Raw genomic sequence first — 19240 nt, 5'->3', positions numbered from 1 at the left:
GCTCATCGACGATAGCAATGCTCTCCGTCTCATCATTAGCTGATCGAATGAGGTCGGCAATACCATCAATAACCACGAGGTGAATACCCCCATGCTTATGATGAAAGATGTCCATACTCTCTTGGATAAGCTTCAAGCGATCCTTACGCGAGAGCGAAGCTAGATAGAGCGAATGGTAGAAGTCAGGGACAGCCGTGAGTGATGCTCGGCGGAGCGTCTTACCCAGGTTCTTGTGTAGCTGAGCCTCTGACTGCTCCGTATCGTAGTGTAGGACCGCCAGCCTCTTTGGATTCGGCGTAACTTCAAGCCCTAGCGTTAGCTCAGCCTCTAAACGCTGCTGAGCGAGAGCTCCAGCAAGAATCGCTGAGACATAGTTACTCTTACCCGTACCCTCTCCCCCCGTGATACAGAAGAGGTTGTCCTGTGTTCCAAGTGGTACTCCATTGACTGCCACGAGCGACTTAGAGGCATCAGGAGGGTTATCATAGTCGATTTCACACGAGCGAAGGAGCATCATCGTTTGCGTGTACATTTGAGAGAGGAGCGTATTCAGTAGCCCCCGGAAGTCGGCCCCCTCATTCCCCAGAGCAAAGTAATCCGAAATATCCTTCTCGGACTTCGTCCCTTTGAGTGGAAGCTGGAGCTGCTTCACATGATAAGCCGACAAGCGACCTACCTGCCGCTGAGCCTCACGAAGCCCAGTAGCATCCGAATCATAGAGGAGGATAATATGCCGAAAACGTAGCTGTAAACTCTCAATGATACGCTCGGGAATCTGCGCAGTTTCGCTATTGAAGCAAATCGCATGGAAATGTCGAGCGGAAAGTGAGAGAACGTCCTTCTCCCCTCCCGTAATGAAGAGCATATCACCTTTACTGGGGAGTTGCTCCATCCCGAAACAATAGGGACTGGGCATTCGTCCTCCATAGAGGAAGCGCATCTTCGAGCTGTTGGGGCGATAAATCTTAATGTAGCCATCACCGATGTAGGCATAGATAGGCTCCGTAGGGCTAGCTTTCAACTCAAAGGGCTTACCCTCCTTCGTCTGGCTCCTATAGCTCTTCAATGACCGTACCCGAAAGCGCCTGAGGGTATCTTCATAGATACCATAGTGTGCCCAATAAGCTAAGAGCCCATCATCAAAAGGCTGAATCTCGAAGCTATAGGGGAGCTCATCCTGGACAGACTCACTCAGCGTAGAAGTATGCAAAGTCTCTGTTGCAACAGGTTTCTTTGCCTGCTCTTCCGCAAGGATATGAAGCCCCAGCTCTTGAACAATAATCTGCAGTATCTCACGAAAGCCCGCTCTCAGATCAATACCCCGCAACTGTGCTACAAACCAAAAGCAATCCCCCGCATAGGAGGGATCGCCATGGTCGTAGTACTTATAGGTCGACGATTTCTTGTCGTAGTAGATATGACAAGAAGCTCGCCTGTCATCATAGAACGGACTCCGGAAATTACGATGCAGATTGACCTCAAACCCCAGATAGTGACTGAAGATATTGAGGCCCTGATCCGTCAAAGCCAGTACTTGCTCTTTGTCGATCATCATGGGGATTATCGTTCTGAAGCGAGACAACTCGAGAGGATGAGCTTATCCTTGTAGCGCAAAAGACGATCTAAAAGCTCATCATTACGCATACCTGAGATACGCAAGCGGTTACAGCGAGCGCAGATAAGCAGAGACTTATAGAAGTAGCGTACATCACCACTCTCCGTATAGCGAAAGCGAACTAGGTTCTTCTTGCGCCAACGATACAGGGTCGACTCAGAGACATTCAACGTCTCTATGAGATCCTTAGTGGACATCTCGAGCTCATCATCAATATCTTGAAGTAGGTGCGTGGTACGCTCAACATACTGCTCAATTCGATTAAGGCGGTCTACCAAATCCTGATAGACACTGCTTTCCATAGAGATTACTTCCATCACTTCAGATGTGTTGTGACAAATTCAATGTTACCATCCCCCTCCTCGAGTAGTTGTGCAACAAGACGTTTGAAAGTTGCTTTATCATAGGCAGAGATCTCAATCTTACCCACTGGCTTGGGGACTTCAATAGGAGTATTTGCACTGAGTGCAAGAACCTCTTGAAGAGTAAACCCCAAAAGCTCTGCATACTCAAAGAGCTTATCGACACTGGGGAAGTTACCTTTAGATTCCCAGCGCGAGACAGAGCTTGAGGAAACTCCCAGCTTTACAGCAAGATAGTCTTGCGAAATCCCATTCTTCAGGCGAGTAGCTCTCAGGAGCTCGAGTAGTTTTTCCATATACTCAAAGTTATAAACGCATCCGAGCTCAACCAACCCGTTTCGTGCAAGTTTATGCGCCCAATGCAAGAGGTCTTGCATCAGATGCAACATAGATATCTTTCGGGCTGCAATGGGGCTGATATAAGATAGAGATAGGAAAGGTTTTCCTTCAAGAGAACACGTCATTTTTGCCCAGCCACACAGGTGACACTGGTGCACGGTGCAAGCCCTCTATATATAGGGCTTGCACCGTGCACCAGACTGTGTAGCAAGGATATGCGTAAATACCTATAAAAGAGAAGCTTTGCTTATCGTTCGTTTTTCTGTACCTTTGTCAACCGAAAAAGAGAGATGTTTTACTTTCAATAGCCATTCAGAAGAGTAGTCAAGAGTCAGTCAGAAAACTGCTACACTTTTGCTACACTCCCCGCTTGACTAGATTAGATAGAACCTGTCATACAACAACATAGGTGGGATGCGTTCATATCCCGCCCTCTCCGCAGTATATAGCATGAGCGATCAAGTGAGCGAGACTCTCTTCGTCGCTCTTTTTTCTTTATCCCCACAACTGGGAAGAGCCGTGGGCTACGGAGGGTGCTCTACAGCTCTCTGCCTGCGCGCACCCGCAGGCAACTAAGATGGCATCGTCTTTGTTAGGATAAGAGTGGGACTAAGGCCGGATACGCCTGCCTGCTCAAACGACAAGACAACATAGATAACGAATGATAGAACAAAAGAAAACAGGCGGGTCAGGGCGTCCCTTCCGCTTCAACGAACTCTGGATCTACGCGATCATCCTCGCTATCCTCGGGGGGCTCTTCCTCTGGGATGGTGGCTTCGGCGAGAATAAGGATATGAGTTGGAACGAATTCCGCCAGATGATGAATCAGGGTGCCTTCACCCAGATCACCGTCGACCGCGGGGAGAAGACCGCCACAGCACAGCTGAACAAGCGTGCTGCCGATAGCCTCTTCACCCACCGCTCACCCGTGCTGGGCCGCGAGCAGAAGCGTATCGAGTACACGATAAAGACGCAGATCCCTACCGTCGACCGCTTCGCCGAAGCCTACGACACCAGCGGCACGACCGCTAAGGTAGAATACAAGGAAGAGAGCTCCCGCTGGATCTCTCTCACGGCCAATATCGTCCCCTTCGCCCTCATCATCATCTTCTGGATCTACATTTTCCGCCGCTCATCGGGTGGCGCAGGTGGCGGTGTAGGAGGTGGTATCTTCAATATCAGCAAGAGCAAGGCCCAGCTGTATGAGAAGGAGAGCACCTCGGTGACCTTCAATGATGTAGCGGGGCTACACGAAGCGAAGGTCGAGATCGAGGAGATCGTCCACTTCCTCAAGAACCCCGCTAAGTACACGCAGCTCGGGGGTAAGATCCCCAAAGGCGCACTGCTCGTAGGACCTCCAGGGACGGGTAAGACCCTACTGGCAAAGGCCGTAGCAGGTGAGGCACACGTACCCTTCTTCTCGCTTGCTGGCTCGGACTTCGTCGAGATGTTCGTCGGTGTCGGGGCATCACGCGTCCGTGACCTCTTCAAGACCGCCAAGGAGAAGGCCCCCTGTATCATCTTCATCGACGAAATCGATGCGGTGGGTCGTGCCCGTGGTCGCAACAACAACCTCGGGGGCAACGACGAGCGTGAGAATACGCTGAACCAGCTCCTCACCGAGATGGATGGCTTTGGCACCAATAGCGGTATCATCGTGCTGGCTGCTACGAACCGCGCCGACATCCTCGACGCAGCCCTCCTGCGTGCGGGCCGCTTCGACCGTCAGATCTATGTAGACCTCCCCGACGTCCACGACCGTAAGGAGATCTTCCTCGTGCACCTTCGCCCGCTGAAGATCGACGAATCTGTCGACGTCGATCTCTTGGCACGCCGTACCCCAGGCTTCTCGGGTGCTGACATCGCCAATATATGCAATGAGGCAGCCCTCATCGCTGCCCGTGCTGGCAAGGAGTTCATCTCCCGTGATGACTTCATGAACGCCGTCGACCGCGTCGTTGGTGGTCTGGAGAAGAAGAACAAGATGACCACCGAAGAGGAGCGTCACAGCATCGCCCTCCACGAAGCTGGACACGCCACGGTCAGTTGGTTCCTCCAGTACGCCAATCCGCTGGTCAAGGTCACCATCGTACCTCGAGGCAAGGCGCTCGGTGCGGCTTGGTACCTCCCCGAGGAGCGTCAGATCACCACGACCCAAGCTCTGCGCGACCAGATGTGCGCCACGCTCGCAGGTCGTGCCGCCGAAGAGGTCTTCCTCGGTCGCATCTCTACGGGTGCTGCCAACGACCTCGAGCACACCACAAAGACGGCCTATGCTATGGTCGCCTACTACGGGATGAGCAACAAGCTCCCCAACGTCAACTACTACGATATGCAGGGTGATGGCTACGGCCTGACGAAGCCCTACAGTGATCGCACCGCCGAGCTCATCGACGAAGAGGCTCGCGAGATCGTCCGTGTCGAATACGAGCGTGCTAAGGAGCTCCTCCGTGAGCATGCCGAAGGCCTCAAGGCGCTGACGCAGCTCCTCCTGGACCGCGAGGTCATCTACACCGAGGACGTAGAGCACATCTTCGGTAAGCGCCCTTGGGTCAGTCGCACCGACGAAATGATCCTGGAGCGCGAAGAAAAGAATCAGGAGAAGGAGCAGGTGCAAGAAGAAGAATCCACAACCCCAACAACAGATACAGAAGCAACATCGAATGAGTAACCTCGTCAAGCGAGCCATCTTCGGCTCCCTCTATGTAGGCCTGATCCTCGCGGCACTCCTGCTGCGTGAGCACCTCGTCTACATGATCGTCTTCGGCCTCTTGGCCTTCCTCGGTACCTGGGAGTGGTCGAACCTCGTGTCGACTCACCGCCTCTTCCCCCTGCGCCGTATCTTCGACGCTACGGCTGCAGTCTATCTCTTCTGGGCGACTCACGAGATCGCTGACAAGGGTATCGCGTACGCCGCCTTCCTCGTTCCCTACGCTGGCTACCTGCTCTACATCTTGGTACGCAGCATCTACAGCGAGCGTCAGGCTATGCCGACCGACTTGGCGAAGGTGATCTTCGGGCAGATCTATGTCGGGGGCTTCCTCAGCATCGCGAATATCTTCTACACCGATACCGATACCTCGATCATCCTCCTCACGATCTTCGTCTCGATCTGGGCCAACGATACGGGTGCTTATCTGGCGGGCTCGACCCTCGGACGTCATAAGCTCTTCCCCTCCGTATCACCTAAGAAGAGCTGGGAAGGCTTCGTCGGCGGGCTCATCGCAGCTGTCGTCGCTACGGGTCTCCTCCTCGGCTGGGAGCAGTGCTATATCGGTGTCATCATATCTATCGCCGCTACGTGGGGTGACCTCTTCGAGTCGATGGTCAAGCGCAGTGTCGGTGTCAAGGACTCGGGCAATATCATCCCTGGTCATGGTGGTATCCTCGACCGCATCGACAGCCTCCTCTTCACGCTGCCCTTCGTGGCCTTCTTCCTCTGGGTACTCTATACCTATCAGCTGATCCACCTCGCCTAATCATCCCCCTGATGAACGTCAGACTCCCCCTTGGTGCACGTGGCACCGCCCTTCTACTCTCGGCCTTTGCCTCGCTGTGGCTGCTCGCTTCGTGCGGTGTGAGCTCCCGCCAGAGCCGCCCCTCCGATCCCAAGCAGCCTGTGAAGCGTGAGTTCCGCGGCGCTTGGCTCCCGACGATCTACCGCAGCGACTACGCTTCGCTCTCTCGCGAAGAAGCCCGTAAGCTCCTGAGCAACCGCATCGCACTCCTGCAGCGCCTCGGTTGCAACACGATCATCTTCCAGGTGCGCGCTGAGGGTGATGCTTTCTACAAGAGCACCCACGAGCCCTGGAGTAAGTACCTCACCGGTAAGCAGGGCGAAGCTCCGAACCCCTCTTGGGACCCTCTGGGCTTCGTCATCGACGAGTGCCACTCCCGCGGTATGGAGCTCCACGCTTGGGTCAATCCCTATCGTGGTGCGGGCAACGCCGAGGCTTATCTGGCGCCTAACCACGCTGCTAAGCACTCGCCCGAGCTCTTCATCCGCCACGGCAAGCAACTCTACATGGATCCAGGCAATCCACAGAGCATCCGCTATATCAGCACCATCGTCCGCGACATCGTCCAGCGCTACGACATTGACGCCATCCACTTCGACGACTACTTCTACCCCTACCCACAGGCAGGCTTAGAGTTTGGCGACGAAGAGTCCTTCAGCCGCTACGGTCTCACGGCAGGTTACCGTCCCGAGCAGAAGAACGAGTGGCGCCGTGAGAACGTCAACCGCCTCATCTACACGATCCGTCAGACCATCCTCGAGACTAAGCCTTGGGTGCGCTTCGGTATCAGCCCCTTCGGTATCTACCGCAACCAAGCCTCTTCACGCGAAGGCAGCAAGACCTCGGGCCTGCAGACCTACGATGACCTGCACGCTGACGTCCTACACTGGGTGCGTAAGGGCTGGGTCGACTACATCGTGCCTCAGGTCTACTGGAATATCGGTCATCAGGCTGCCGACTACGCTGAGCTCACGCACTGGTGGGGCAAGCATACCCCTCAGAAGAAGGCACAGCTCTACATCGGTCAGCACGCTGCTCGCACGATGGACGGCGGTCAGCTCGAGGAGAAGCTCGCCCTCAGCCGACAGAATAGCAGTGGGAACTCCTGGTGGTCAGGCGAAGACCTCGTGAAGAACTACAAGGGTCTTGGCGATAGCCTCATCACCAGCTACCAGACCTACCGTGCGCTCCTTCCCGAGGTACACGGTGCTCTCGGTAAGACGAAGGCCCCTGCCGCCATCAGCCTCATCCTCGAGGACACCAACGAAGACGGGCACATGATCCTTTGGGATGACTACCGCGAGCCCAGCGATCCCGAGACGGCATTCTACTATGCCGTGTATGCCTTCCCCGAAGGTACGCGCCCCGATATCTCTGACGTACGCTACCTGATGAGCATCTCTACCAATCCCTACTTCATCCTGCCCAGCATGGAGCGTGGTACGACATACCGCTACATGGTGACGGCCATCAACCGCTTCTGGCAGGAGAGCAAGCCCGCATCGATCCGCATCAGCTACTAAGGAGCTAAGCGCATCACCCACATATATAAGCCGAGGGGGCTACGGACACTGCGTCCGTAGCCCCCTCGCTTTGCTTGTGGGAAGAGGAAGGGAGGCGCGTGCTACTTAGCAGGTGAAGAGTTCACCGTGCTGGCACCCGTGACGACCTGACCGATCACGACGGGCTGGCCTTGGTATCTGAGGTTCGAAGCTCCCGACACACCATAGCTGATGGTATCGACATTCCCAAGGTCGAGGCGCGAAGCTCCTGCGAGAAGTGCCTCGACAGCACGCGTATGGAGCTGCTCAGCACGGAAGTCACATGCCCCCGAGAGGCTCACCGAGAGGTAGTCAGCTTGCCCAGCGAGGCGGATCGAGGAGGCACCCGAGGAGATGATCTCGAGGCTCTTAGCTACGTTCACCCAGCCACGGATGCCCGAGGCACCCGCCGTACTGACGGAGAGGCTGTCGGCGGTGAGGCGAAGGTCTGTGAGGTCAGATGCCCCCGAGAGGACGACGGAGAAGGACGACTGACGGAGGCTGTCTGGTACGGAGATATTAGCGGCATAGGTAGCCTCTACCCCGAGGAGCTTGGGTAGATACACATCGATGTGGGCGCTCTTCCCGCGCTGGACATCATCATAGGGATCGACGCCCGTGCGCTCGTGGCGCGAACTGATGAGGAGGATGTTGTCCTTGACCTTCACCTCGATATCCTCACGGATACGCTTCGGCATTTTCTCGTCAAAGGCGACGGCAGTCTGAGTGCCAACATGGACCGTCACGTTGAGGGGATAGTCGACGACGAGGTAATCGCAAGTAGGGAGGTTCTTGAGATCGACTTCGGTGAAGCCGACGCGTGCCGTACGACGACACGAGATGATGAAGAGAGCCCCGAGGACAAGGGTGAGAGCCCCGAGGAGGAGTCTGCGGTAATGTGCCATGATAGTGTGCGTATTGGACTTGTGTTTGTGGATCTTAGTACTATCAAAGGTAGCATTTCCTCACAAAAGCAAAGAGTCTGCAAGCAAAGAGATAGACTCCCCTTGCCTTTTGGTACAACGAACCATCTTTTGAGGGTGCAGAAGAAGCCCGCTCGCTATAGGGGATCTCTACCTCTATAGTGGAGGGTGGTATGAACCTATATTGGTCAGCGAGCGAACCTATATAGGTACGTGGGTAGAGCTATATTAGATTGTTGCTCCGTATAGGGATAAAAGTTGTGGACGAGTGGCAGATAAGTTTGGGCTACGTGCGTGGACGATAAATCTACGTACGTGGATATTTGGATTTACGTGCCTGGTCTTTAAGACTACGTGCATAGATAGAAGAATACCACTACGGGAAGGTGCTTTTTTCTTCACGAGAATAGCACTTTTCCCTCCGCTGAATAAGAGGAATACTCGCGATAAGGCGAAGGGCTTGCTTGAGCACTTTGAAGAGATATATCGGGGAGCTGGGCGTGCGATGCCTTAGCACTCTAAATAGAGTACAGGACTCGCGGCAACAATCTCTATATAGGTCTGTGATACGACCAATATAGGTTCGCTTACCTCCCCTTATGAGGTACATTCTACAGCCCTTGTGAAGGGCGGTCTTCGCGACGTGGAAAATCTGGGGCAGAGATAGGGAGTTTTATCGCCGTAGTTCGTATCTTTGCCCTAAGGAGACACTTGCAGGGCCTTGCAATGCCGCACACCTCAGAGCCTCCGCCACGACACATACATACACATCTATCAAGCGCTATGAAACGAACGACTACAAGCCTCGCCTTGCTCGCCCTCTGCCTGGCGGGGAGCACTGCCCAGGCGCAGACGCTCACGAAGGCGACGAGCTACGGCACCCACGCGGTGAGCCGTCCCGTGATGATCGATTCGGTCGACGTCCACAACCAGAAGTTCTCTCTCGGCTCCCTGCTGAAGACCTCCTACAAGACCGAGGGGCTCAAGGGCACATCCGTCGCAGCGGCATCCAATGGCTTCTTCGCCGTCGCCCAGCCCGCCAGCGGTGCCAGTACGTTCTCCTCTTACTCCTTCCCCCTCATCAGCCAAGGCTTCACCAAGGGCACACTCAAGCTCTATGGCCGTGCTCGCTATGCGCTCTATGATGGCGAGACGCTCTTAGGCTCGAATGAGGATAAGCTTGCCGAGAGCGATACGGTGCCTGCTATATCCGTGCCGCTGACGCTCATCGCTACGAATAAGAACCTCGTCGTCAAGGTGCTCTCCACCGCAGAGGACAAGGCACGCGGGGACTTCAAGCTCGTCTTTGAGCCCGAGGAAGGCCTGCCTCAGCTCGATCTCAAGGCTGCAAGTGATGGTGTCCGCTACATCAACTGGAACTACCTCACCCACGGCAAGCGCCTCTATTACACCCACGTCTCCCCCTCGGGCAAGTATGTGCTGGTGACCTACACCGAGCGCGCTCCGAAGAAGGGCGTCAGCTTTCAGGAGATCCGCGAGGGTGCGACGGGCAAGGTCCTTCGCACGACGCAGTCCCTCTACGGCGCCGAATGGATGCCCGACGAGGACGTCCTCGTGATGAAGACCTCGAATCGCGCTGGCGACCAGCTGGTGAAGATCGACCCCATCTCGGGTCGCAGCACCGTATGGATCGACAAGATCCCTGGGGAGAGCTTCATGATCAGCCCCGACAAGCGCTCCATCTACATCTACGAAGAGGTCAAGGGCCCCGAGAAGGATAAGCTCCTCATCCGCCGCCTCTCGCCCGATGACCGTCAGCCAGGCGCGCGCGATCGTCAGGCACTCTATCGCTATGACATCGCCACGGGAGTCTACGAACCCGTACTCTACGGCTACCGCTCGGTGAGCCTCCTCGACTTCTCCGCTGACGGCAGTCAGCTCCTCTTAGGTCTCTACACGAAGGACTGGCAGCACAGCCCCTTCGACCAGACGACAGTACTACGCTACACACCTGCCACGGGCCGTATCGATACGGTCTTCACGAAGCAGTTTGAGATCGGTAGCGTAAGCTTCATCCCCGGCACAGAGGACGTGCTGGCTATGGGCTCGCCCAATAGCTTCGGTGGCGTGGGCAATACGCTCCCCAACGGGCGCGTGGGCAACGGCTATGAGCACGAGCTCTTCCGCGTCAATATCCCCACGGGCCGTGTCACGCCCCTGACGCGCGACTTCGATCCCAGCGTAGACCACGTCCAGTACCACGCTAAGGGCAAGGCCTTCTACATCCTCGCTGACAACGGCAGCCGCCAGAGCCTCTACCGCCTCGACGTCAAGACGAATAAGATCACGCAGATCGATACGAAGGAAGACGTCGTCCGTGGCTTCGGTGTCGCCTCACACGGCAATACCTTCTACTACTTCGGCCAGAGCCTCAACAATGCCGACCGCCTCTACAGCCTCGATGCTTCGGGCAAGAGCAAGCTCATCTGGGACATCTCGGCTGAGAAGCTCCGTGGCGTGAAGTTCACCCCTGCGAAGGACTTCGTCTACCACACGCCCGACGGTGTCGATATCGACGGCTGGTACTACCTGCCCCCCAACTTTGACCCCTCGAAGAAGTACCCGATGATCGTCTACTACTACGGCGGGACGATCCCTCTGAGCCGCGAGCTGGAGACGACGTACGACCTGGCGATGTTCGCCGCTCAGGGCTATGTAGCCTATTCGCTGAACCCACGCGGCACAGTGGGCTACGGCCAGAGCTTCGCTGCTGACCACCTAAATGCTTGGGGCACGAAGACCTCCGACGATATCATCGGTGCGGTGAAGGCCTTTGTCGCTGCGCACCCCTTCGTCGATGCGAAGAAGATCGGTTGCGCTGGTGCCAGCTATGGTGGCTTCATGACGCAGTATCTGCAGACGCGCACGGACCTCTTCGCTGCTGCCGCCAGCCATGCAGGGATCAGCTCCATCTCCAGCTACTGGGCAGGGGGCTACTGGGGTATGAGCTACAGCACGGTGGCCTCCGAAGGCAGCTACCCCTGGAACAACCCCGACCTCTACACCAAGCACAGCCCGCTCTTCAACGCCGATAAGATCCACACACCTCTGCTCCTGCTGCACGGGACGTCCGACGTGAACGTACCCCCCAGCGAAAGCACCGCGATGTACAATGCGCTGAAGATACTCGGCCGCACCGTCGAGCTCATCGAAGTGACGGGAGAAGACCACCACATCCTCGAGCCCGAGCGACAGGATCGCTGGATGCAGACGATCCAGGCATGGTTCGCCAAGCACCTGCAGGGCAATAGCCAGTGGTGGGATCACCTCTACCCCAAGACGCCGCTTGACCTATAGGCCCCGTGCCTATCTCCCCATAGCCATGCGCCCCGCCCTATCACGATGGATAGGGCGGGGCGCACGCTTTCTCCCGCACTCCTCTCCCACCAAGAAAAAGGAGCAAGCAGACGAAGCTCCGAAGAATAGCATCGAGGTGAGGGCACCGAGGAGGCCTCCTCTGCCGTTATAGTTAGGGGGAGAGCCCCCCATAAGTTTTATGTATCTTCGCAAAGTATGAGCAGCAACAAAGTATATCAGATCCTCTGGGCAGACGACGAAATCGATCTGCTCAAGCCACATATCCTCTTCCTCAAGGAGAAGGGCTACGAAGTGACGCCCGTCCTCAGCGGCGCCGACGCTATCGAAGCCGTACAGACCCAGAACTTCGACCTCATCTTCCTCGACGAGAACATGCCGGGGATTACAGGCCTGGATGCCCTGCAGCGCATCAAGGAGCTGCGCCCCTTCCTCCCCGTCATCATGATCACCAAGAGCGAGGAGGAAGAGCTGATGAACCAAGCCATCGGCGGTAAGATCACCGACTACCTCATCAAGCCCGTCAACCCCAATCAGCTCCTGCTGTCCCTGAAGAAGAACCTTCACCAGAACACGATCATCAGCGAAGCCACGACGATGAACTATCGTCAGGAGTTCGCTCAGCTCAGCGCGCAGATGAGCGACCGCCTCTCCGTCGAAGAATGGAAGGAGCTCTACCGCCGCCTCGTGCATTGGGAGCTCGAACTCGAGGAAGGCGACCCGCAGATGAAGGAACTTCTCGAGATGCAGAAGACCGATGCTGGCCGCCTCTTCAGCCGCTTCATCAGCCGCAACTATGAGGGCTGGATCCGCGAGCCTGAGACGCGCCCGCTGATGAGCCCCGACCTCTTCAAGACGAAGGTCTTCCCCCTCCTGGATGCCGGCGAGAAGGTCTTCTTCATCCTCATCGATAACTTCCGCTACGACCAGTGGGAGTCGGTGAAGGCGATGCTGAGCGAGTTCTACACCTTCGACGAAGACCTCTATCTCTCGATCCTCCCCACGGCTACGCAGTACGCTCGCAATGCGATCTTCTCAGGGCTGATGCCGCTGGACATCGCGAAGATGTTCCCCGATCTGTGGGTCGACGAAGAGAGCGAAGAGGGCAAGAACCTCAACGAAGAGCCGATGATCCAGACGCTCATCCAGCGCTACCGCAAGAACTATTCCTTCTCCTACAATAAGGTCTACGAAGCCCGCTTCGGTGAGCGCCTATTAGGCAACCTCAATAGCCTCAAGCAGTATCAGCTGAACGTCATCGTGCTGAACTTCGTCGACATGCTCTCCCACGCCCGCACCGAGAGCAAGATGATCCGCGAGCTGGCCAACACCGAGGCTGCGTATCGCTCGCTGACGCGCAGCTGGTTCCGCCACTCGACGACGTACAACCTCTTCAAGCACATCTCCGAGATGGGCTACCGCGTGATCCTCACCACCGACCACGGTACCATCCGCGTGAAGAACCCCGTGAAGATCGTCGGCGACAAAAACACCAATACCAACCTCCGCTACAAGGTCGGGAAGACCCTTACCTACAACCCCAAGGAGGTCTACGAAGCCATCGTACCGGCGAAGATCGGCCTGCCACAGGTCAATCTCTCCGACCGCTATGTCTTCAGCTACAGCGATGACTTCTTCGCTTATCCCAATAACTACAATTACTACGTGCAGTACTATCGTGACACCTTCCAGCACGGGGGGATCTCACTCGAAGAGATGCTTATCCCGCTGATCACGATGCAACCCAAATCCTAAACACTGAATGATAAGAAACATCGTATTGGACCTCGGCGGCGTACTCTTCCGACTGGATCGTGAAGAGGCCCTACGCCGCTTCTCTGCCCTTGGGGTACCTGACGTCGAGAAGATGCTGGATCCCTACCTTCAGAGTGGTTACTTCCTCCAGGTCGAGGATGGGCGCATGACGGAGCCCGAGTTCCGTGCAGCGCTCAGCTCGCTGGCGGGTCGTACCCTCACCTACGACGACATCGCTCACGCTTACTTCGGCTTCCTCAGCGAAGTAGACGCCTATAAGTTCGACTTCATCGAGGAGGAGCTCGGGGACTACCGCATCTTCATCCTCTCCAATACCAATCCCTACGTCATGGACTTCTGCGAGTCAGACCGCTTCCTCCCCAGCGGCCGTCCGCTCTCGTCCTTCTGCGAGAAGAAGTTCGCCTCCTGCGAGATGGGGATGGTCAAGCCCGACCGCCGTATCTTCGAGACGATGCTGTGCGAGGGGGATATGCGCCCCGAGGAGACGCTCTTCCTCGACGACGGCCCTGCGAACGTAGCTATGGCGCGGGAGTTCGGCATACACACCTACCAGCCCCTCAATGGCGAGGACTGGCGGGAGCCCGTACGCCAGCTCCTCGGCCAACTCAACCAGCACGGATAAGTTTGGCTATCTTTGCAGTCGATAAACGAGCACATTACTAATTCATTTATAGACCATCAACGAATCATGAAGAGAATTGTACTGATCCGTCACGGCGAAAGCGTGTGGAACAAGGAGAACCGCTTCACGGGTTGGACCAACGTCGACCTGTCTGAGAAGGGTGTAGAAGAAGCTAAGAAGGCTGGAGCCATCCTCAAGGAAAACGGCTTCCACTTCACGCAGGCTTATACCTCCTACCTCAAGCGCGCTATCAAGACCCTCAACCAGATCCTCGACGTCATGGACCTCGACTGGATCCCCGTAGAGAAGAGCTGGCGCCTCAACGAGAAGCACTACGGTATGCTTCAGGGCCTCAACAAGGCTGAGACGGCTGAGAAGTACGGTGACGAACAGGTGAAGATCTGGCGCCGTAGCTACGACGTGCCTCCCACGCCTCTGGCTGCTACCGACGAGCGCGCACCTCAGGCTGACCCCCGCTACACGGGTGTCGTACCTGCTTACCTGCCCCTGACCGAAGCGCTCTGCCACACGGTCGCTCGTACGCTCCCCTACTGGGAAGACAAGATCTTCCCCTCGCTCATGCAGCACGATGACGTCCTCGTAGCAGCTCACGGCAATAGCCTGCGCGGTATCATCAAGGTCCTCAAGGGCATCTCTGACGAAGACATCGTCGAGCTGAACCTCCCCACGGCCGTTCCCTACGTCTTCGAGTTCGACGATGAGCTCCGTCTCGTCAAGGACTACTTCCTCGGTGACCCCGAAGAGATCAAGAAGCTCATGGAGGCTGTAGCCAACCAGGGTAAGAAGGCTTAAGCCTACGAATCCCCACTACTTGTTAGATAAAAGCGCCCCAGATAGCACGTGCTATCTGGGGCGCTTACCTATATATAGGTATATTGCAGACTGTGAGTCATTAAGCCTATATATTGAGCTACCTTTACTCCCCGTAGGGAGGGACTTTCCCCTCCGTCATCGTATCACACTTAGTCCGTTCACAGACATGAATACCAAGAAGTGGGCTTCGGTCCTTCTCCTCGCTGGCCTCACCCTCGGCCTCTCCTCCTGTGGTGGCAAGGAAAACAACGAGCCCAAGCCAACACCCAACCCCATCGTCACCGGCACCGATGGCACCTACACCATCAGCAAGGTGACGGTCACTCCCGCAGAAGTCACCCTCGACAGCATCGGTAAGATCAACCTCACCGAGTTCAACTTCGGCGAAGCCATCCTCGGTACGGGCGAGTTCACTCAGGTCACGCTCAAGGGCAACAAGATTACCTTCACCGGCAAGGAAGGCACTCGCGAATACGAAGTACAGAATGGTGCTACTATCCACACCCCTAAGCACGGTGCTATGCCCTTCGCCCCCAAGGTAGGTAGCTTCTCCGTCAAGGATGGCAAGCTCTCCGGTCAGCTGGATCTCTCCATGTACATCATGTACCTCAATAGCTACAAGACGCGCTACGGCAAGAGCCCCAGCGAAGAGATCACAAAGATCCTCACCGCACTCAACAAGGCTGAAACGAAGTCGACGATTGCCTTCGAAGGCACCGTCACGAAGTAGCCTACCCCATACTCTACCCTTGGCTAAGGCCAGGAGGCTGCACACTGCGCCTCCTGGCCTTAGTGCGTTATGCAAGGGATCACATTCTCTTCAAGACGAGGACAAAACGCCCTCTCCTACAAGAGGGTGGTGTGAACCTATAGTCGTTTGCGAGCGAACCACTACTGGTCAGTGAGCAAACCAGTACTGGTCGGCGTGTGAACCACTACTGGTCGTCACAGCGACCACTATAGGTTGCTTTCCCATCCTCTACAAGATCCTTCAGCATCCCTTACACCGACGCACTTCCTATCCGTGCACCTTAGGTGGATAATCCCCCTAAAGGTGTAGGATCTCCACTACATGCAGCACCTTTCCCACAGCCTTATCCCCAGCATTATCCCCGAGAAATACCCACGACACCGCCCCGTAGGCATCGGCGCGTTCGCACCAAGAGCAGTGCAGCATCCTCCCCATCTACCGACTTATCCCCAGGCTTATCCCCGAGGAATGTGGACGAGGAAGAGGAGTCCATTGCACGGCATTTCCGAGGAGTACAGGGCTCTAACTATTTTGTATGCCGCTGATATTTAGTATCTTCATAACTAAAACAGTCGTATAGCTATGCCTACCAAACAAACCGAATCCGCACCGAGCTTCCTTCAAGTTTACACGCAGGTGCGTCGTGACCGCATGAAGCACTCGTTCCTTCGACAGATCAGCGCTTGCGTTGACTGGCGAGGTATTTGCACACTCCTCAACAAGAAGTATACAAAGACCCAGAACGCCACAGGCAATCCAGCCTATGATGCCCTGATGATGTTCAAGATCTTACTGCTTCAGACTTGGTACGGCCTGAGTGATTACGAAGTCGAAGAACGGATCAACGACTCCCTCCTCTTCAGCGAATTCCTCCTCTTGGATATGGGCCTTCCAGCTCCAGACCACAGCATCATCTGTCGCTTTCGCACTGAACTGACCCGCTTGGGGATTATGGACAAGCTCCTTAGGGAGCTGAATAAGCAGTTCAAGAAGCACGGGATTAGCTGTGTTCAGGAGGGCGATGTCGCTACCGAGAGCTTGAGCGAACGCATACACAGAATATCTTGGAAGCTATGGCATACAATCTGAAGCGTATGCCTGGGCTTCTTGTGCTCCAGAGCACCAAATAGCCAAGAAAAGCCCCCTCTCGGGAGGGTTATCCTCCCGAGAGGGGGCAAGGGGGAGAGACAGGCATCCCACTTTTCAGCCTAAAGACTCCGCAGTTCGGTGGAGGAAAGTGCAAGCTGTGAAGAGATGGGCTTGCGCAATGGTCTCATATTATGGATTTGGTAGCAGTACCCTAATCTTTTTCAAATAGCAACTTACACCTATTCCACCCTAGTAAACAGGAAGGATAGAAAATGTGCGGTGACGAGTTACTATAAGTCGCCACAAAGAGCTATGGTAACTCGGTTTAACGAGTTGTGGTAAGTCATCGAAGCGAGTTGTGGTAACTCGTTACAACGATTTATAGTAACTCTTCGATACCCTTTTCATAGGTCCTGTATCTAGGGTGTTTGTGTGAGGCTTGGTTATCATTATAAGGGGGCTAGCCATGCAATAAGTTTAATCCCTTCCCTTCGGCTCAATGCCAATCCGAAGGGAAGGGATTAAACTGTTATAGAGTCAGGGGATGCCACTCTCCCCCCAACCAGATGTTATGGGGTCTGCTTAGGAGAAAGTCTATGTCTGCCCTTCCCTTTGGGTAACCGATTTTGATACGCTCAGTAAGGAGAGAAACTTCTTCGCTGATTGTTGGAGACTCTCAGTAAGTCTTCTGTGCAAATTAATTATCTTTTCAGGTATGTGTAATGTCGTGTTATTCAGTATATTTGTCACAGATAAGGTATGAGTTTATTCCATGAATAGTAAGGGAAATTATAGCATGATACATGAATAACGCCTCTACATTCTTTGGTTCAGTGTATAAATCAGTACCAGTGAGGTAAGGTGGGGAAAGTATAAGCTGACTTAATCCTTCTCAAGGATTAAATGCAGAATTAGATAATGATATTAAAAATCATGTTTTTATGATAGCGCCAACCCAATTGAAAAAGCCAAGTAATTGGCAAGATTTTGAGAAACTTTGCAAACTATTATGGGGAGAGATATGGACCTGTGAGGATACAATTAAACGACATGGTCGCCAAGGGCAGAATCAGCATGGAGTCGATGTATTTTCTTATGTTGAGAAATATGGTGGTTACTGTGGCATTCAGTGCAAAGGAAAGGATGATTATACAAATGCGCAGTTGACAGAAAGAGAGATTGATGCTGAGATAGAAAAAGCGCTGGGATTCTTGCCTAAAATAAAGTTACTGATCTTTGCTACTACCGCAAATAAAGATGCCAATACAGAAAGCTACATCAGACAGAAAGATATTGAGAATAGGGAAAAAGGCTTGTTCGCAGTTGATATTGCTGCATGGGAAGACATTGTTGATCAACTAGAACGATATAGAACTACCTACAACTGGTATGTGAATAACTGTCAATTTAAGGATACTACGGATATACAGGTGTCTTTTGATGGCGAAAGAGACGTCACAATATGCCCAGAATATGTTAGAACTACTACTCGTTATGAATATCGAGAGTTGAGTCATTTTGAGAAAAAGCTACAATTTAGGATTGAATCATTGCCACTGCTACCTAGTCTATACGGAGCACCAAGGAAGATTGATAAAAGGTGGTGTAGATTAGATATAAGGATAGAGAATATTGGAAAGACTGTTATCAAAACGCCAAAGCTCATCGTCTTTTTTCGAGCAGAAGACATTGTTAAAATTGATGATCACTTTTCCTATTGTGGTGGTTGGTGCATGGATGGAGCAGAGAGGGCACAGATTAATGCCAGTAGAGAGGCGCAAAGGGAAGTCTTTAAAACACATAAAAATCAGTTAGAGTACAGACCTAAAAGCTCGGTTTTTGTGCAGATGGATCACCGAGATTTCCATATGAGTATAATTCCTGCTGATGGAATTAGGAAATTAGATTTAATCTGGAGGTTCCTCTGTGAGGACTATCATAAAGAGGGACTCTTAACCATCAATGTGGAACCCAAAATAGATGAATGCATAAAAACGATTGTGGTTCATGATAAGTCGGAGCTGAAATCAGAAGAGGTCAGTATTACAGCTAAAATTATAGAAGAATAGTGCCATGTAAGTAATCTATTCTAAAGACAAAAAGGCTTCGCTCCATCAATAGGGTTAATGCATAATCGTCCTTGCTCTCTAGCTACCTAAACCTAGAGAGGGGAGGATTATAAACATTGCCACCGACTATCACTATCCATCGCCTTTTGAGACCATTGCACGGTATTTCAAAGGCATACTGGGTTGTAACCACTTCATATATCTCTGATATTTAGTGTTTTCGCAACAAAACAGTTGTATGGCTATGCCTACCAAACAAACCAAGTCCGCTCCGAACTTCCTGCGAGTCTATACGCAGGTGCGTCGCGACCGCATGAAGTACTCGTTCCTCTGACAGATCAGCGCTTGCGTTGGCTGGCGAGGGATTCGTACACTACTCAACAAGAAGTATACAAAGACCCAGAACGCCACAGGCAATCCAGCCTATGATGCCTTGATGATGTTCAAGATCCTACTGCTTCAGAC

The 19240-nt window shown here is 53.9% G+C and carries 14 protein-coding genes; 10 read left to right on the top strand and 4 right to left on the bottom strand.

Annotated features, from left to right (window positions below; genetic code table 11):
• The 3 genes from HMPREF1323_RS06595 to HMPREF1323_RS06585 form a co-directional block, all read right to left on the bottom strand.
• Positions 1-1552: bifunctional DNA primase/helicase (locus tag HMPREF1323_RS06595; RefSeq protein ID WP_009433355.1), on the bottom strand; the 1552-nt coding region annotated here is incomplete at its 3' end.
• A gap of 8 nt (positions 1553-1560) precedes the next feature.
• Positions 1561-1932, bottom strand: coding sequence for a MerR family transcriptional regulator (locus HMPREF1323_RS06590; RefSeq protein WP_044124174.1), 372 nt, complete (start codon positions 1930-1932; stop codon positions 1561-1563).
• Positions 1932-2273 carry a helix-turn-helix domain-containing protein gene (locus HMPREF1323_RS06585; RefSeq protein ID WP_009433364.1) on the bottom strand — a complete coding sequence of 114 codons (342 nt, stop codon included), beginning with the start codon at positions 2271-2273 and terminating at the stop codon, positions 1932-1934. The genes HMPREF1323_RS06590 and HMPREF1323_RS06585 overlap by 1 nt, the downstream gene beginning before the upstream one ends.
• Before the next feature lie 704 nt (positions 2274-2977).
• On the opposite strand from HMPREF1323_RS06585, the gene ftsH reads away from it, so the two are divergent.
• Genes ftsH through HMPREF1323_RS06570 form a run of 3 tightly spaced genes read left to right on the top strand, consistent with a single transcriptional unit; the run spans position 2978 to position 7357 of the window.
• Positions 2978-4987 carry an ATP-dependent zinc metalloprotease FtsH gene (ftsH, locus tag HMPREF1323_RS06580; protein ID WP_009433356.1) on the top strand — a complete coding sequence of 670 codons (2010 nt, stop codon included), beginning with the start codon at positions 2978-2980 and terminating at the stop codon, positions 4985-4987.
• Complete coding sequence (locus HMPREF1323_RS06575; RefSeq protein ID WP_009433358.1) at positions 4980-5795, top strand: phosphatidate cytidylyltransferase; 816 nt, start codon at positions 4980-4982, stop codon at positions 5793-5795. Before ftsH ends, HMPREF1323_RS06575 begins: the two co-directional genes overlap by 8 nt.
• Before the next feature lie 11 nt (positions 5796-5806).
• Positions 5807-7357: a glycoside hydrolase family 10 protein gene (locus tag HMPREF1323_RS06570; RefSeq protein ID WP_009433362.1), complete on the top strand. Its 1551-nt coding sequence runs from the start codon at positions 5807-5809 to the stop codon at positions 7355-7357.
• A gap of 101 nt (positions 7358-7458) precedes the next feature.
• On the opposite strand, the gene HMPREF1323_RS06565 is transcribed toward HMPREF1323_RS06570, so the two are convergent.
• Entirely contained in the window at positions 7459-8280 is an 822-nt protein-coding gene (locus HMPREF1323_RS06565) for a GIN domain-containing protein (protein WP_009433366.1), read from the bottom strand.
• 801 nt (positions 8281-9081) lie between these two features.
• Here HMPREF1323_RS06565 and HMPREF1323_RS06560 point away from each other — a divergent pair.
• The 7 genes from HMPREF1323_RS06560 (at position 9082) to HMPREF1323_RS06530 (ending at position 18775) form a co-directional block, all read left to right on the top strand.
• Positions 9082-11616: an alpha/beta hydrolase family protein gene (locus tag HMPREF1323_RS06560; protein WP_009433360.1), complete on the top strand. Its 2535-nt coding sequence runs from the start codon at positions 9082-9084 to the stop codon at positions 11614-11616.
• A 216-nt stretch (positions 11617-11832) separates the two neighbouring features.
• Positions 11833-13389: a T9SS response regulator signal transducer PorX gene (locus tag HMPREF1323_RS06555; RefSeq protein ID WP_009433353.1), complete on the top strand. Its 1557-nt coding sequence runs from the start codon at positions 11833-11835 to the stop codon at positions 13387-13389.
• Positions 13390-13396: 7 nt separating this feature from the next.
• The gene (locus tag HMPREF1323_RS06550) at positions 13397-14032 is read left to right on the top strand and encodes an HAD family hydrolase (RefSeq protein ID WP_044124173.1); all 636 of its coding nucleotides are present in this window, start codon (positions 13397-13399) and stop codon (positions 14030-14032) included.
• Positions 14033-14098: 66 nt separating this feature from the next.
• Positions 14099-14845: a 2,3-diphosphoglycerate-dependent phosphoglycerate mutase gene (gpmA, locus tag HMPREF1323_RS06545; protein WP_009433363.1), complete on the top strand. Its 747-nt coding sequence runs from the start codon at positions 14099-14101 to the stop codon at positions 14843-14845.
• A 187-nt stretch (positions 14846-15032) separates the two neighbouring features.
• Positions 15033-15596: a hypothetical protein gene (locus HMPREF1323_RS06540; RefSeq protein WP_009433354.1), complete on the top strand. Its 564-nt coding sequence runs from the start codon at positions 15033-15035 to the stop codon at positions 15594-15596.
• A 603-nt stretch (positions 15597-16199) separates the two neighbouring features.
• Entirely contained in the window at positions 16200-16706 is a 507-nt protein-coding gene (locus tag HMPREF1323_RS06535; RefSeq protein ID WP_198004376.1) for a transposase, read from the top strand.
• Positions 16707-17647: 941 nt separating this feature from the next.
• Positions 17648-18775 (top strand): restriction endonuclease, encoded by a 1128-nt coding sequence (locus HMPREF1323_RS06530; protein WP_009433361.1) that lies wholly within the window; start codon positions 17648-17650, stop codon positions 18773-18775.
• Positions 18776-19240 lie beyond the last annotated feature (465 nt).

The sequence above is a fragment of the Porphyromonas sp. oral taxon 279 str. F0450 genome (assembly GCF_000292995.1).
Lineage (GTDB): Bacteria > Bacteroidota > Bacteroidia > Bacteroidales > Porphyromonadaceae > Porphyromonas > Porphyromonas pasteri.
The sequence above is the reverse complement of the archived record's forward strand: the minus strand, read 5'-3'. Positions and strand labels throughout refer to the sequence as shown.

Bases quoted from the DNA above. Each gene is read 5' to 3' on its own strand.
- HMPREF1323_RS06590 (WP_044124174.1), bottom strand. From the start codon at position 1,932: ATGGAAGTAATCTCTATGGAAAGCAGTGTCTATCAGGATTTGGTAGAC.
- HMPREF1323_RS06585 (WP_009433364.1), bottom strand. From the start codon at position 2,273: ATGGAAAAACTACTCGAGCTCCTGAGAGCTACTCGCCTGAAGAATGGG.
- ftsH (WP_009433356.1), top strand. From the start codon at position 2,978: ATGATAGAACAAAAGAAAACAGGCGGGTCAGGGCGTCCCTTCCGCTTC.
- HMPREF1323_RS06575 (WP_009433358.1), top strand. From the start codon at position 4,980: ATGAGTAACCTCGTCAAGCGAGCCATCTTCGGCTCCCTCTATGTAGGC.
- HMPREF1323_RS06570 (WP_009433362.1), top strand. From the start codon at position 5,807: ATGAACGTCAGACTCCCCCTTGGTGCACGTGGCACCGCCCTTCTACTC.
- HMPREF1323_RS06565 (WP_009433366.1), bottom strand. From the start codon at position 8,280: ATGGCACATTACCGCAGACTCCTCCTCGGGGCTCTCACCCTTGTCCTC.
- HMPREF1323_RS06560 (WP_009433360.1), top strand. From the start codon at position 9,082: ATGAAACGAACGACTACAAGCCTCGCCTTGCTCGCCCTCTGCCTGGCG.
- HMPREF1323_RS06555 (WP_009433353.1), top strand. From the start codon at position 11,833: ATGAGCAGCAACAAAGTATATCAGATCCTCTGGGCAGACGACGAAATC.
- HMPREF1323_RS06550 (WP_044124173.1), top strand. From the start codon at position 13,397: ATGATAAGAAACATCGTATTGGACCTCGGCGGCGTACTCTTCCGACTG.
- gpmA (WP_009433363.1), top strand. From the start codon at position 14,099: ATGAAGAGAATTGTACTGATCCGTCACGGCGAAAGCGTGTGGAACAAG.
- HMPREF1323_RS06540 (WP_009433354.1), top strand. From the start codon at position 15,033: ATGAATACCAAGAAGTGGGCTTCGGTCCTTCTCCTCGCTGGCCTCACC.
- HMPREF1323_RS06535 (WP_198004376.1), top strand. From the start codon at position 16,200: ATGCCTACCAAACAAACCGAATCCGCACCGAGCTTCCTTCAAGTTTAC.
- HMPREF1323_RS06530 (WP_009433361.1), top strand. From the start codon at position 17,648: ATGATAGCGCCAACCCAATTGAAAAAGCCAAGTAATTGGCAAGATTTT.